The sequence below is a fragment of the Salmonella sp. K21076 genome (assembly GCF_039650795.1).
In the GTDB taxonomy this organism is placed as follows: Bacteria; Pseudomonadota; Gammaproteobacteria; order Enterobacterales; family Enterobacteriaceae; genus Salmonella; species Salmonella enterica.
In genome coordinates this window covers 53,669-68,448 of sequence record NZ_JBCLYA010000050.1, presented here as the reverse complement: position 1 = coordinate 68,448, position 14,780 = coordinate 53,669, and the positions used below count along the sequence as shown (strand labels likewise).

The following is a 14,780-nucleotide window of genomic DNA, read 5'->3' as shown; positions in this document are numbered from 1 at the left end:
GATACTCTCTTTTCAATAAAGTCCGTTTTAGGACTCGCTTAGCGTGTACTGCATTTTCGAATTATACTGGTTCTCCTTTTTATAGGACGGCATAAACAATTTATATATCAAATACATTGCAGTAAAACATTTAATTATTTTATATTTGTGGAGAATTGACATGGCCTTAACGATTAAGGGACTAAATACCGGCGTTATTCGTCACAATGATAAGTTTATCGCGCTGGCGCTTAAGGTGAAGTCACTGAGAAATAAAGAAACACTGCTTTTCTTTCCTGTGCTCGCGCTGCGAGACTTGTTGATCGGCCTTGAACACCGGCTTTATTTACAATACTCGCTTCCGGAACAAGAGCAGGAAAAACGCCAGAAAGCCAAAAGCAGTCATGTGCTTAAAATGCATGAGAATATTCCGGCAATACTCCGTGAAGAGCTGGAAAACGCCGATGTTAATCAGCGTGTTGAATCTTTAGCGTTGAGCGATAATACAGAAAAAGTATTAACCTTTACGTTAAAGCTGCACAATGGTAGCCATCTTGATTTACAGGTCGGTGAGTGGCAGGTTGAAGTTCTGGTGATGGCTATTATTCACGCCATTAATAATGCCGAAATGCGTGAGCTCGCATTGCGTATTTCTTCAATGCTGGACTTTTTACCATTATACGATGCTGACTGCCTGGATAACGGTAATATCGAATTCGATACCTATAACCAGCCTGACTGGAAACATAATCTGTATAACCATTATTTAGCGCTCGTTTATCGTTATACGGATGAGGCAGGACAATCGCATGATTGCGGCACCATCATTAAGACCCGCAGTCAGTCAGGCTCTAAAGAAGCTGAAGCGATATCACGCCGCTTGCTGAATTTCAGCCCGCGTCTTAAAAAGCTGGAAGGAAAACCGTGTAAGGTTTTTGTCAGAACGCTTGGAACCGGTAAAGCAGCGCGTCTGACGCAAGATCAATGTATGCGCGCGTTGCATAATCTACGCATGGCGTCATCGCAGGAAAAACGCTAACCATATCGCCCTCTGAATCTTTCAGAGGGCGTTACGATTCAGACATGTCAATTCGGACATTTATAAACCTGGCCGTTCATCTCGCTGGCCGTCGGGACAAAACTGGACAACATGCCCTGCGACGGACTACTTACGCCATACAGCACGTTTCCACCCATCGCGGCCGCCTGATTACGCAGATCGTTCGCTGCGCCACGCATTGAGCCACCCTCTTCGCCGTGCTGGCCTGAAAACCAGTTACTCTGTTTACCAGTTGCCGTACCAATAAGCTGGCATTCCGCGCCCGGCTTATCTTCGACAAAGCGTACATTTTGGCCGGCAGCGGTGAGTTCGTTGCTGGAGCTACAACCCGCCATCAGCAGCGCGGCGCCAACGATCCCTGCTAAATATTTCACGTGCATGTTATTCCCCATAATCAATGAGCTGGACGTTTTGTCCGTATCTGAATCTTATACTAAAAAGATGACTAAAAGAAAAACCCCCGGTCATTTCTGCCCGGGGGTTTCTCAATTCTGGGAGATAAGCACCCAAATCATTCTGGTTGCAGGAAGGCGGCCAGTTTGTTAATCCCCAGTCACTTACTCAAGTAAGTGACTGGGGTTAGCCAACGCATCTGCAGCCTGAAGGATGCAGGGGGTGGGCAATTACATCATGCCGCCCATACCACCCATACCACCCATGCCGCCAGCAGCGCCTAAATCAGGAGCATCGCTTTTCGGCAGGTCGGTCACCATGCACTCGGTAGTGATCATCAGACCAGCCACAGAAGCCGCGTATTGCAGCGCAGAACGGGTAACTTTGGTTGGGTCCAAGATACCCATATCGATCATGTTGCCGTATTCTTCAGTTGCTGCGTTGTAACCGTAGTTACCGTCGCCGCCTTTAACGGTGTTAGCGACAACAGACGGCTCTTCGCCGCAGTTCAGCACGATCTGACGCAGCGGAGCTTCCATTGCGCGCAGCGCAACTTTGATACCCACGTTCTGGTCTTCGTTCTGGCCTTTCAGGTCAGCAATTTTAGAAGCAACGCGGATCAGCGCAACGCCACCACCAGCAACCACGCCTTCTTCTACCGCAGCACGGGTCGCGTGCAGGGCATCTTCAACGCGGGCTTTCTTCTCTTTCATTTCAACTTCGGTCGCAGCGCCAACTTTGATTACCGCAACGCCGCCTGCCAGTTTCGCTACGCGCTCCTGCAGTTTTTCACGATCGTAGTCGGAGGTCGCTTCTTCAATCTGCTGACGGATCTGAGCAACACGGCCCTGGATGGCAGCTTCTTCACCCACGCCATCAATGATGGTGGTGGTGTCTTTGTTGATCACAACACGTTTCGCCTGACCCAGGTCTTCCAGGGTTGCTTTTTCCAGCTCCATACCGATCTCTTCAGAGATTACGGTACCGCCGGTCAGGGTAGCGATATCCTGCAGCATCGCCTTACGACGATCGCCGAAGCCCGGTGCTTTAACCGCAGCCACTTTCACGATGCCACGCATGGTGTTCACTACCAGGGTAGCCAGCGCTTCGCCTTCAACATCTTCAGCGATGATCAGCAGCGGTTTGCCTGCTTTTGCAACGGCTTCCAGAACCGGCAGCATTTCGCGGATGTTGGAGATTTTCTTATCAGCCAGCAGGATGAACGGGCTTTCCAGTTCTACTGCGCCAGTTTCCGGCTTGTTGATGAAGTAAGGAGACAGGTAGCCGCGGTCAAACTGCATACCTTCAACCACGTCCAGTTCGTCCTGCAGACCGGTACCGTCTTCAACAGTGATGACGCCTTCTTTACCGACTTTATCCATCGCTTCCGCGATCAGTTTACCTACGGTTTCGTCGGAGTTAGCGGAAATAGTACCTACCTGAGCAATCGCTTTAGAGTCGGAGCACGGTACGGACAGCGCCTTCAGCTCTTCAACCGCAGCAGCAACCGCTTTGTCGATACCACGTTTCAGGTCCATCGGGTTCATGCCCGCAGCAACGGCTTTCAGGCCTTCGGTAATGATGGACTGCGCCAGTACGGTCGCGGTGGTGGTGCCGTCGCCTGCAGCGTCGTTCGCTTTAGAGGCAACTTCTTTCACCATCTGCGCGCCCATGTTTTCAAACTTGTCTTCCAGCTCGATTTCACGCGCTACGGAAACACCATCTTTAGTGATAGTCGGCGCACCGAAAGATTTATCCAGAACCACGTTACGGCCTTTCGGACCGAGGGTTACTTTCACTGCATCTGCCAGTACGTTTACGCCGCGCAGCATTTTCACACGAGCGTCGTTACCGAATTTTACGTCTTTAGCTGCCATTTTCTCTTTCCCTTAAATTCGTATGTTCAGTGTCGTTCGCGGATTACGCTTCAACAATTGCCAGAATGTCGCTTTCAGACATGATCAACACTTCTTCATTGTCGATCTTTTCAGATTTCACACCGTAGCCATCGTTAAAAATAACGATGTCGCCAACTTTCACGTCCAGCGGCTGTACAGTACCGTTGTCCAGGATGCGACCCTTACCGACAGCGATGATTTCGCCACGAGTTGATTTACCCGCTGCGGAACCGGTCAGTACGATGCCGCCAGCAGATTTGGACTCAACTTCTTTACGTTTGACGATCACACGATCATGTAACGGACGAATACTCATTGATAGCTCTCCTTTGAGAAAGTCATTATCAGTTATGGGTGACGCCGGCCCGTAAACGGTTTCCCGGCTGGTGACCAGAGAGATGGGGATGGGGTTTTGCCCCTTCAAGGGGGGAGATGAAAAAAAATTCTTCTGAGCGAAAAAAGCGGTAAAAACGCTACTTATCTCACGTTTACCCAAGGTTTAGAACATCCTGCTATAAGAAAAGGCGTGTGTGATACGCTTAAAAATGTCTGTCGTCACCTGACGTTACAATGCCGCCGGATAATGAGCTGATGAATGAACTAAAAAAAGAGCTTGGGTTGGTTCAGGGCGTTATCTTGTTAACCACATCATTATTAGGGACTGGCGTTTTTGCGCTTCCGGAGCTGGCTGCGCTGGCGGCAGGCGACATCAGCCTTTGGGCATGGCCGCTGCTCATTATTTTGATTTTCCCTATTGCGATTGTCTTTGCTGTGCTGGGGCGTCATTTTCCACACGCTGGCGGCGTAGCGCATTTTGTCGGGATGGCATTTGGCCCGCGTCTGCAACGGGTGATCAGTTGGCTGTTTTTATCAGTCATTCCTGTTAGTTTTCCCGCAGCCTTGCATATTGCGGTGGGTTTCGGCCAGGCGCTGTTTGGCTGGCAAAGCGAACAGCTCTTATTTGGGGAGCTGGGTACTCTAGGTTTGCTATGGTTTATGGGATCGCGCGGCGCCAGCTCCAGCGCCAACCTGCAAGCCATTATCGCTGGATTAATTATCGCGCTTATTGCCGCCATTCTGTGGAAAGGCGCGATTAAACCTGCAGATATCACCTTCCCAGCCGCAAACGAAATCATCTTTTCCCGGCTGTGTACCGCCCTGGCGATCATGTTCTGGGGATTTGTGGGAATTGAGGCTTTTACGCATTTGTCGTCTGAATTTAAAAATCCTGAACGTGATTTTCCGCGCGCATTGATCATTGGCCTGATGCTGGCCGGCGCCATTTATTGGACCTGTACCGCCGTGGTGCTGCATTTTGGCGTCTATAGCGACAAGATAGCGGCAACAGCATCGCTACCGCTTATTATTGTTCATCTCTTCGGTATCCAGGCGTTGTGGATAGCCTGCATTATTGGTTATCTCACCTGCTTTGCCAGCCTGAATATGTATGCTCAGAGTTTTGCGCGTCTGATATGGACGCAAATGCAATATCAGCCCGATCACTATCTGGCTCAACTCTCTCCCGGGCGCCTTCCCTTGCACGCGTTAAACGTTATTCTGGCCTGTTGTTGCGTGAGTTCCCTGGTCGTCTACGCCCTGAAGATTAACCTCAATGCGCTGATCGTCTATGCTAACGGTATTTTTATTATGCTCTATCTACTTTGTATGCTGGCGGGCTGTCGACTGTTGAAAGGGCGCTGCTATGCACTGGCGGTGACGGGTTGTCTACTGTGCCTGTTATTGCTAGTAATGCTGGGGTGGAAAAGCTTATATGCCATTATTATGCTGGCAGCATTATGGCTGTTTTTACCGAAGCGAAAACGCATGGCGTAAGACGTATCTGTTGGCCGGATAACGCCTCACGCGACTTATCCGACCAGCATCTCTACCTTTAATCCCGACGATCGTCTTTATGTTCAATACGATCGCGATCGTCATCTTTACGCTGATACTCGCCGTCAAATGTTTCGCCACCGCCAGTACCCGCGCTAAACCCGCCGCCCGGCATCCGGGAAAAACGTAAATGCGGCAGCAACTTCAGCGTCAAATGTTTTTGCACTGGCGGTAACAAAAGGAGAAGGCCGAGAAAATCGGTGAAAAATCCCGGCAACAGGAGCAGTAAGCCAGCGATGATCAGCGATACACTCTTAATCATTTCTGCCGCCGGGCTCTCACCGGCCGCCATTTTTTGTTGCATCAGCAAAAAGTTTTTAAAACCCTGGTTACGTACCAGCGACATACCGATAACAGACGTAAAAATCACCAGGATTAGCGTCATCAGGACGCCAAGCACATGGGCGACCTGGATAAAGATAGAAATCTCAATGTAAACATAGAGAAAGACAGCTAAAAAGGGTATCCAGCGCAAAGGACTCTCCTGTAAGTCATGGCCGTCTGCGACGACCATTTAAATGGGGTTGCGATTCGCATCGATTCGATATGGTGGTGCGTAGCAAAATTTCAAGTGGTTTGTACACCTATTTTAGGTAGTAATACTAAAGCGGTGACCTATTTCACAAAATAATAAATAAGGGGTAAATTCCCACACTTTAAGTGATCCAGATTACGGTAGGAATTCTGAACCAGCATATGATCTCGTTTATCAGGCCGATGGAGGGGATAATCGTCGGTCAGAAAACATTCGAAATCACATATATCCTGTGTGTTTTAAAGTAAAAATCATTGGCAGCTTGAAAAAGAAGGTTCACATGTCAAACAACATTCGTATCGAAGAAGATCTGTTGGGTACCAGGGAAGTTCCAGCTGAAGCCTACTATGGTGTTCACACTCTGAGAGCGATTGAAAACTTCTACATTAGCAATAACAAAATCAGCGACATCCCTGAATTTGTGCGTGGCATGGTTATGGTAAAAAAAGCGGCGGCGCTGGCCAACAAAGAGCTGCAAACCATTCCTAAGAGTGTGGCGAATGCCATCATTGCCGCATGTGATGAAGTCCTTAACAACGGTAAGTGCATGGACCAGTTCCCGGTAGATGTCTACCAGGGCGGCGCGGGCACTTCCGTCAACATGAATACCAACGAAGTGCTGGCCAACATCGGGCTGGAACTGATGGGTCATCAGAAAGGTGAATATCAGTACCTGAACCCGAACGACCACGTGAATAAATGTCAATCCACTAACGACGCCTATCCGACAGGCTTCCGTGTAGCGGTTTACGCCTCTATCGTCAAACTGATCGATGCCATCAACCAGTTGCGTGAAGGTTTCGAACGTAAAGCGGTTGAATTCCAGGACATCCTGAAAATGGGTCGTACCCAGTTGCAGGACGCCGTACCGATGACGCTTGGTCAAGAATTCCGTGCGTTCAGCATTCTGCTGAAAGAAGAAGTGAAAAGCATCGAGCGTACTGCTGAGCTGCTGCTGGAAGTCAACCTTGGCGCAACGGCAATCGGTACTGGTCTGAACACGCCGAAAGAATACTCTCCGCTGGCGGTGAAAAAACTGGCTGAAGTCACTGGTTTCGCCTGTGTTCCGGCTGAAGATCTGATTGAGGCGACATCTGACTGTGGCGCGTATGTTATGGTTCACAGCGCGCTGAAACGTCTGGCAGTGAAGATGTCCAAAATCTGTAACGACCTGCGCTTGCTCTCTTCTGGTCCTCGTGCCGGCCTGAACGAGATCAACCTGCCGGAACTGCAGGCGGGCTCTTCCATCATGCCAGCCAAAGTGAACCCGGTAGTACCGGAAGTCGTAAACCAGGTATGCTTTAAAGTCATCGGTAACGACACCACCGTTACGATGGCGGCGGAAGCCGGTCAGTTGCAGTTGAACGTTATGGAGCCGGTTATCGGTCAGGCGATGTTCGAATCCATCCACATTCTGAGCAACGCGTGCTACAACCTGCTGGAAAAATGCGTTAACGGCATTACCGCGAATAAAGAAGTGTGCGAAGGGTACGTTTATAACTCCATCGGTATCGTCACTTACCTCAACCCGTTCATCGGCCACCACAACGGCGACATCGTCGGTAAAATCTGTGCTGAAACCGGTAAGAGCGTACGTGAAGTTGTGCTAGAGCGCGGCCTGTTAACGGAAGCCGAGCTGGACGATATTTTCTCCGTACAGAACTTGATGCACCCGGCTTATAAAGCTAAACGTTATACTGATGAAAGCGAACAGTAATCGTACAGGGTAGTACCAAAGAGGCACGTCACGATGACGTGCCTTTTTTCTTACAAGAAGTTACCAAATAACAACAATTTAATATCAACTTGTTAAACAACAAGGAAGGCTAATATGATAGTTGTCGAACTTATCATTGTTTTGCTGGCAATCTTTTTGGGCGCCAGACTTGGGGGCATCGGTATTGGATTCGCAGGTGGGCTGGGTGTTCTGGTACTTGCCGCCATCGGCGTGAAGCCAGGGACAATTCCATTCGATGTCATTTCCATCATCATGGCGGTTATCGCCGCGATCTCTGCTATGCAGGTCGCGGGCGGTCTGGATTATTTGGTAAACCAGACAGAAAAACTGCTGCGTAAGAACCCGAAATACATCACTATCCTCGCACCGATTGTGACCTATTTCCTGACTATTTTTGCTGGTACCGGGAACATTTCCCTGGCAACGCTGCCGGTTATTGCTGAAGTCGCGAAGGAGCAGGGAATCAAACCTTGCCGTCCGCTCTCAACCGCCGTGGTATCCGCGCAGATTGCGATTACCGCCTCGCCGATTTCTGCGGCTGTGGTGTATATGTCTTCTGTTATGGAAGGTCATGGCATTAGCTACATTCACCTGCTGTCCGTGGTTATCCCCTCTACGCTGCTGGCGGTGCTGGTGATGTCCTTCCTGGTCACGATGCTGTTCAACTCCAAACTGTCGGACGACCCGATTTACCGCAAGCGTCTGGAAGAAGGGCTGATTGAACTGCGTGGTGAAAAGCAGATTGAAATCAAACCGATGGCAAAAAATTCCGTCTGGCTGTTCCTGCTGGGCGTTATCTGCGTGGTTGTTTATGCGATTGTCAACAGTCCGAGCCTCGGCCTGGTTGAGAAACCGCTGATGAACACCACCAACGCTATTTTGATCATCATGTTGAGCGTCGCAACGCTGACCACCATCCTGTGTAAAGTGGAAACTGACGCCATCCTCAACTCCAGTACCTTTAAAGCAGGGATGAGCGCCTGTATTTGTATTCTGGGCGTGGCGTGGCTGGGCGATACCTTCGTATCCGCTAACATCGACTGGATCAAAGACACTGCGGGTAGCGTCATCCAGGGGCATCCGTGGCTGCTGGCCGTCATCTTCTTCTTTGCTTCCGCGCTGCTCTACTCTCAGGCGGCAACGGCGAAAGCGCTGATGCCGATGGCGCTGGCGCTGAACGTCTCTCCGCTGACGGCAGTCGCTTCCTTCGCCGCCGTTTCCGGCCTGTTCATTTTGCCGACCTACCCGACTCTGGTTGCGGCGGTACAGATGGATGACACCGGTACAACCCGTATCGGTAAATTCGTCTTTAACCACCCGTTCTTCATCCCAGGCACCCTGGGCGTCGTTCTGGCTATCTGCTCCGGCTTCCTGCTGGGCAGCTTTATGCTGTAAGTGTTTCACCCGCGGGGCGTATCACGCCCCGCATTCTCCCGCCCTTTGACTAACATCCTGCCCTCGTCCGTTGTATAGTGACCGTTCACTTGCGGGTCTTTTTGTTCTTTCGAGGTGTTTATGCTTGATGTTAAGAGTCAGGATATTTCCATCCCCGAGGCTGTTGTGGTGCTTTGTACCGCCCCGGATGAAGCTACCGCCCAGGATCTGGCCGCCAAAGTGCTGGCGGAAAAACTGGCCGCCTGCGCCACCCTCCTCCCCGGCGCGACATCGCTGTACTACTGGGAAGGCAAACTGGAGCAGGAGTATGAAGTTCAAATGATCTTAAAAACCACCGTTTCACATCAGCAAGCGCTTATCGACTGCCTGAAGTCTCATCACCCGTATCAAACGCCTGAACTTCTGGTTTTACCTGTTACTCACGGAGATACTGATTACCTCTCATGGCTCAACGCATCTTTACGCTGATCCTGCTGCTGTGCAGCACATCCGCCTTCGCCGGATTATTCGACGCGCCGGGTCGCTCGCAGTTCGTCCCTGCCGACCGGGCGTTTGTTTTTGATTTTCAGCAAAATCAACACGATCTTACCCTCTCCTGGCAGGTAAAAGAGGGTTACTACCTTTACCGTAAACAAATCAGTATCACGCCGACGAAAGCGGATATCGCCGCAGTCCAACTCCCGGCAGGCGTCTGGCATGAAGATGAATTCTACGGAAAAAGCGAAATCTACCGTAAGCGGCTAAACGTTCCGGTAACGGTTAACCAGGCGGCGGCTGGCGCGACATTAACGATAACGTACCAGGGGTGCGCCGATGCGGGATTCTGTTATCCGCCGGAAACGAAAACGGTGCCGCTAAGTGAAGTCGCCGCGGCAATAGACGCCACGCCGACGCCTGCTGTCACCCAGACGGGTGAGACGTCAAAACCCGCCGCCCAGCTACCTTTTTCTGCGCTCTGGGCGCTACTGATCGGCATAGGCATCGCCTTTACGCCCTGCGTTTTACCTATGTATCCGCTGATTTCCGGTATTGTCCTGGGGGGAAGGCAACGTTTGTCGACGGGGCGCGCACTGCTGCTGGCCTTTATCTATGTACAAGGGATGGCGCTGACCTATACCGCACTGGGTCTGGTCGTCGCCGCGGCGGGATTACAGTTTCAGGCGGCGCTGCAGCACCCTTATGTGTTAATCGGCCTTGCCATCGTGTTCACCCTGCTTGCGTTGTCGATGTTTGGCCTGTTCACACTACAGCTCCCCTCCTCACTGCAAACCCGGCTGACATTAATGAGTAATCGTCAGCAAGGCGGCTCGCCCGGCGGTGTTTTTGTTATGGGGGCGATTGCAGGATTAATTTGCTCGCCCTGTACCACAGCGCCATTAAGCGCGATCCTGCTTTATATCGCTCAGAGCGGCAACATGTGGCTGGGCGGCGGTACGCTGTATTTGTATGCATTAGGTATGGGTCTGCCGCTAATGCTGGTCACCGTGTTTGGCAACCGTCTGCTACCGAAAAGCGGCCCGTGGATGGCGCATGTTAAAACCGCTTTTGGTTTCGTGATCCTCGCGTTACCGGTCTTTTTACTGGAGCGGATTATTGGCGAGGCTTGGGGTTTACGTCTGTGGTCGCTGCTGGGCGTCGCTTTCTTTGGTTGGGCCTTTATCACCAGCCTTCAGGCCAGACGAGCGTGGATGCGTATCGTACAGATTATCCTGCTGGCGGCAGCGCTCATTAGCGTGCGGCCTCTACAAGATTGGGCATTCGGATCGCCATCCGCGCAAGCTCCAGCGCACCTCAATTTCACGGCTATTTCTACCGTGGATGAACTCAATCAGGCGCTGGCGCAGGCCAAAGGCAAACCCGTTATGCTGGATTTCTACGCCGACTGGTGCGTGGCCTGTAAAGAGTTTGAAAAGTATACCTTCAGCGATCCGAGGGTCCAGCAGGTGCTCGGCGACACGGTGCTCTTGCAGGCTAACGTCACCGCTAACAATGCGCAGGACGTCGCGCTGTTAAAGCATCTGCAAGTTCTCGGGCTGCCCACCATTCTGTTCTTTGATGCCCAAGGCCAGGAACAGCCGCAAGCGCGAGTCACCGGCTTTATGGACGCCGCCACCTTTAGCGCGCATTTGCACGATCGCCAACCATGAGCGACACTTGCAAAAGCAAAGACGGAGGAGAATACCGTGCAACGTGAAGATATTCTGGGAGAAGCCCTGAAATTACTGGAGACGCAAGGGATAGCCGATACTACGCTGGAAATGGTGGCGGAGCGCGTAAATCGCCCACTCGACACATTACAGCGTTTCTGGCCAGATAAAGAAGCCATTTTATATGACGCGCTACGTTATCTGAGTCAGCAGGTAGATATCTGGCGACGCCAGCTTCTTCTTGATGAGACGTTTTCTGCTGAACAAAAGCTACTGGCACGCTACAGCGCGCTTTCGGAATGTGTCAGTAATAACCGTTATCCTGGTTGCTTGTTCATTGCCGCCTGTACGTTTTATCCCGACCCAACCCATCCTATTCACCAACTGGCTAATCAACAAAAACGCGCGGCACATGATTTTACCCATGGGCTACTGACCACGCTGGAAATTGACGATCCGGCGATGGTTGCAAGGCAGATGGAACTGGTGCTGGAAGGTTGTCTCAGCCGAATGCTGGTCAACCGCAGTCAGGCTGATGTAGATACCGCTCAGCGGTTGGCGGAAGATATTCTGCGTTTTGCACAGTGCCGTCAGGGTGGAGCGCTCACCTGACGGGTACTGATTTTATGCATTTTGCCTGAAAAGCAGGCAGTCAGCGCGCTTTTATCACTTTTTTCGTGTAAAGCCGTTGACGACCGCGCCCCTTTACGGTTTAATGCGCCCCGTTGCCCGGATAGCTCAGTCGGTAGAGCAGGGGATTGAAAATCCCCGTGTCCTTGGTTCGATTCCGAGTCCGGGCACCACCTTTCCTTTTTTATGCTTCCCTATGAATTCCAATATGTATGTAATTCAATAAGTTAGCGTAAAAATCTTTCCAGATGCGTTTTGATTTATCCCTACGTATCCGGAAAATTAGGGGTCAGGTTGAGGGTTCATTCAGTTCGATGAACGGAGAGGCCCTCATGTTGACTGACAGCAAGATCCGCGCCGCGAAACCCCTCGCAAAATCCTATAAACTCACTGATGCACAAGGTCTGTACCTGACGGTATCCACCAGTGGTTCAAAGCTATGGTATTTCCGCTACCGTTTTGAAGGTAAGGAAAATCGTCTGGCCTTCGGCCCCTATCCGCAGGTTACGCTGGCGGAAGCCCGCGAAAAGCGCGATGCGGCGCGTAAGCTGCTGGTATCCGGCGTTTGCCCTTCTCTGCCCCGCAAGGCGGAAAAAGCCGCCGTTGACGGTACGCGCACCTTTCAGTACATCGCCACGGCGTGGCACTCCAGTTGTCTTAAGCTGTGGTCAGAAGACCACGCGGACAAGATCCTGACCTGCCTGAAGCGCTACGTCTTCCCCGATATTGGCGCAATGGACATTGCAGAGGTTGAAACCCGCCATCTGGCGCAGCTTGTTAAATCCATCGACGATAAGGGCGTGCATGACGTTGCCGGGCGGGTGCGCCAGCATCTGACCAAAATCATGCGTCATGCCGTACAGCAGGGAACGATTAAATATAATCCGGCTTACGATCTGGATGGCGTCGTGACCCCTGTTGTGACCCAACATCACCCCGCCCTGCCCCTGAAACGCCTGCCGGAGCTGCTGGACAAGATTAATGGCTACAAAGGGCGGGAACTGACCCGTCTGGCGCTGGAGTTGAATCTGCACGTTTTCCTGCGCTCCAGTGAGTTACGCCTCGCCCGCTGGGATGAGTTCAACCTGAAAGCTCGTATCTGGACGGTGCCAGCAAAGCGGGAAGCGGTGAAGAACGTGCGTTTCTCAGAGCGTGGCGCAAAGATGAAGGATGAGCATCTGGTGCCGCTATCTGCGCAGGCTGTCGCCCTGCTGGAGCAGATAAAGGAAATTACCGGAGAGTCGGTATTTGTTTTTGCGGGTGCTCACTCAATGAACAAGCCGATGAGTGAAAACACCATCAACAAGGCGCTGCGCGTGATTGGTTACGACACCAAAACCGAAGTCTGCGGTCACGGATTCAGAACGATGGCCTGTAGCGCCCTGAACGAATCCGCACTGTGGTCTAAGGACGCCATCGAGCGCCAGATGAGCCACAAGGAGCGCAACGGCGTGCGGGCGGCGTATGTGCATAAGGCGGAGCATCTGGAAGCGCGTATGGAGATGATGCAGTGGTGGTCGGATTATCTCGACATGAGCCGCGAGGGGTACGTCGCGCCGTATATTTATGCGCGGCGGCATAAGGCTGCCTGACCCAGCGGCAATATAATTTGTTGATAATGAAAAAGCAGATCCTGATTGAATCCGGATCTGCTTTTTGTATTGAAAGGATTTAACTTCAATTTTTTGATTGTTAATAGGAAAGCCTACAAAAATATTCTACGTAGAATATTTTTGTACGAAAACCTATTAATACAAAATGGCTCATTCAGATGAACATCTTTTGCAGTGCTTAGTACTAATGTATCTCCAAACGAATGATTGCCCACACAGTGTTATGTCCTATACGATAAATTGAAAAAACCTTATATTATCAATAAAAATCCGTCATTCAGGATGTGAAATGATGAAAGAGAAAAAAACACTGCTCAACAATAATGAGAATGGAACTGGCTTACCATCCAAGCCCTCAATTATGAGTGAAAATAAACTCCAGAACACAGTGTTTTCCGCTATTGGCAGTGCATCCCCAGCTCACAAGCTGGTACAGGGCTCCAGCGCTGCCGCTTTCCTGAAAAACCATGAATCACTTCTTGCCGGTACCGCTGTCAGCAGCGCATTCGCAACTCAGAAGCCGGCACAGGGCTCCAGCGCTGCTGCTTTCCTGAAAAACCATGAATCACTTCTTGCCGGTACCGCTGTCAGCAGCGCATTCGCAACTCAGAAGCTGGCACAGGGCTCCAGCGCTGCCGCTTTCCTGAAAAACCATGAATCACTTCTTGCCGGTACCGCTGTCAGCAGCGCATTCGCAACTCAGAAGCTGGCACAGGGCTCCAGCGTTGCCGCTTTCCTGAAAAGCCATGAATCACTTTTTGCCAGTACCGCTGTCAGCAGCGCATTCGCAGCTCAGAAGCTGGTGCAGGACTCGGGCATTACCGCTCTTTTCAAAAAGCAGGGGGGGATATTCAACGAAAATTATTTCGCTACAAGCATTGCTAAACAATTAGAAAAATTAGATGCAACCGAAATTCAAACATTACAGGAAGCGGCCATTCTATTTTCACGCTCACCTCAAGGTGCAGCAATTATTGCAACAAATATCCATGCAGTAGAAGTAAAAGAGCCTGACGCATTAACAAAATTAAAAAATTATATCGAAAAAAGCCCTATAACTTCAAACTTTAGAAAATTACCATTATTAGTACAACTCATCATCATTTATCTTGTAACCACCATGTATTCAGTCGTTGTGGATAAAAACAAAGAATTAGCAATGAATTTAATGGAACAAGCGCAACAATATGTTAGTAAATCTATATCACCAAGAACTCATTTTAAAGAATTAACAAAACAGTTACCCCGCGAAGTTGACATTAGCACATTAAAACACATAAGAATAATTACTGGAGAAAATGTCCGATTACGGAACACACCATCAATGCAAGGCGATGTATTGGTTAAGTTGGAAAAATATACTCCCGTGATCGTTATCGATAAAAGTGACAGGAAATGGTTATATGTACAACTGTCATTCGGAGAACAAAAGATCTATGGTTGGGTCAATCGTTCCTATACAAAAGCAATAAATCATTAAGTCATAAAATTTGAATGAA

13 protein-coding genes and 1 tRNA gene are annotated in these 14,780 nt (G+C 50.4%); 10 read left to right on the top strand and 4 right to left on the bottom strand.

From position 1 onward, the window contains the following. The first annotated feature begins 160 nt into the window (after nucleotides 1–160). Nucleotides 161–1,018 (top strand): YjeJ family protein, encoded by an 858-nt coding sequence (locus AAYN39_RS19185; protein WP_001229237.1) that lies wholly within the window; start codon nucleotides 161–163, stop codon nucleotides 1,016–1,018. Between the two features lie 47 nt (nucleotides 1,019–1,065). On the opposite strand, the gene AAYN39_RS19180 is transcribed toward AAYN39_RS19185, so the two are convergent. The 3 genes from AAYN39_RS19180 to AAYN39_RS19170 form a co-directional block, all read right to left on the bottom strand. Further along, the gene (locus tag AAYN39_RS19180; RefSeq protein ID WP_000558210.1) at nucleotides 1,066–1,419 is read right to left on the bottom strand and encodes a DUF4156 domain-containing protein; all 354 of its coding nucleotides are present in this window, start codon (nucleotides 1,417–1,419) and stop codon (nucleotides 1,066–1,068) included. 243 nt (nucleotides 1,420–1,662) lie between these two features. Then, on the bottom strand, nucleotides 1,663–3,309 hold the full coding sequence (gene groL, locus AAYN39_RS19175; RefSeq protein ID WP_000729126.1) for a chaperonin GroEL: 1,647 nt from the start codon (nucleotides 3,307–3,309) through the stop codon (nucleotides 1,663–1,665). Nucleotides 3,310–3,352: 43 nt separating this feature from the next. After that, nucleotides 3,353–3,646, bottom strand: coding sequence for a co-chaperone GroES (locus AAYN39_RS19170; protein ID WP_000027827.1), 294 nt, complete (start codon nucleotides 3,644–3,646; stop codon nucleotides 3,353–3,355). Between the two features lie 275 nt (nucleotides 3,647–3,921). Here AAYN39_RS19170 and AAYN39_RS19165 point away from each other — a divergent pair, with 275 nt between their 5' ends. Next, nucleotides 3,922–5,163, top strand: coding sequence for an amino acid permease (locus tag AAYN39_RS19165; RefSeq protein WP_010989305.1), 1,242 nt, complete (start codon nucleotides 3,922–3,924; stop codon nucleotides 5,161–5,163). A 58-nt stretch (nucleotides 5,164–5,221) separates the two neighbouring features. Here the strand turns inward: AAYN39_RS19165 and AAYN39_RS19160 are convergent, their stop codons facing one another. Continuing rightward, complete coding sequence (locus tag AAYN39_RS19160) at nucleotides 5,222–5,698, bottom strand: FxsA family protein (RefSeq protein WP_001267291.1); 477 nt, start codon at nucleotides 5,696–5,698, stop codon at nucleotides 5,222–5,224. Nucleotides 5,699–6,038: 340 nt separating this feature from the next. Here AAYN39_RS19160 and aspA point away from each other — a divergent pair, with 340 nt between their 5' ends. The 8 genes from aspA to AAYN39_RS19120 all read left to right on the top strand — a co-directional run bounded on the left by aspA (nucleotide 6,039) and on the right by AAYN39_RS19120 (nucleotide 14,761). Next, nucleotides 6,039–7,475 (top strand): aspartate ammonia-lyase, encoded by a 1,437-nt coding sequence (gene aspA, locus AAYN39_RS19155; protein WP_000069440.1) that lies wholly within the window; start codon nucleotides 6,039–6,041, stop codon nucleotides 7,473–7,475. 114 nt (nucleotides 7,476–7,589) lie between these two features. Beyond that, the gene (gene dcuA, locus AAYN39_RS19150) at nucleotides 7,590–8,891 is read left to right on the top strand and encodes an anaerobic C4-dicarboxylate transporter DcuA (protein WP_000637594.1); all 1,302 of its coding nucleotides are present in this window, start codon (nucleotides 7,590–7,592) and stop codon (nucleotides 8,889–8,891) included. Between the two features lie 120 nt (nucleotides 8,892–9,011). Further along, nucleotides 9,012–9,359, top strand: a complete 348-nt coding sequence (gene cutA, locus AAYN39_RS19145) for a divalent cation tolerance protein CutA (protein ID WP_000887832.1) — start codon at nucleotides 9,012–9,014, stop codon at nucleotides 9,357–9,359. Further along, nucleotides 9,335–11,038 (top strand): protein-disulfide reductase DsbD, encoded by a 1,704-nt coding sequence (locus tag AAYN39_RS19140; RefSeq protein WP_000068881.1) that lies wholly within the window; start codon nucleotides 9,335–9,337, stop codon nucleotides 11,036–11,038. The genes cutA and AAYN39_RS19140 overlap by 25 nt, the downstream gene beginning before the upstream one ends. Before the next feature lie 36 nt (nucleotides 11,039–11,074). Then, on the top strand, nucleotides 11,075–11,650 hold the full coding sequence (locus AAYN39_RS19135; protein ID WP_001188506.1) for a transcriptional regulator: 576 nt from the start codon (nucleotides 11,075–11,077) through the stop codon (nucleotides 11,648–11,650). 115 nt (nucleotides 11,651–11,765) lie between these two features. Continuing rightward, a tRNA-Phe gene (locus tag AAYN39_RS19130) sits at nucleotides 11,766–11,841 on the top strand. Between the two features lie 159 nt (nucleotides 11,842–12,000). Continuing rightward, entirely contained in the window at nucleotides 12,001–13,260 is a 1,260-nt protein-coding gene (locus AAYN39_RS19125) for an integrase arm-type DNA-binding domain-containing protein (protein WP_000954536.1), read from the top strand. A gap of 310 nt (nucleotides 13,261–13,570) precedes the next feature. Then, nucleotides 13,571–14,761 carry an SH3 domain-containing protein gene (locus AAYN39_RS19120; protein ID WP_000975155.1) on the top strand — a complete coding sequence of 397 codons (1,191 nt, stop codon included), beginning with the start codon at nucleotides 13,571–13,573 and terminating at the stop codon, nucleotides 14,759–14,761. Nucleotides 14,762–14,780 lie beyond the last annotated feature (19 nt).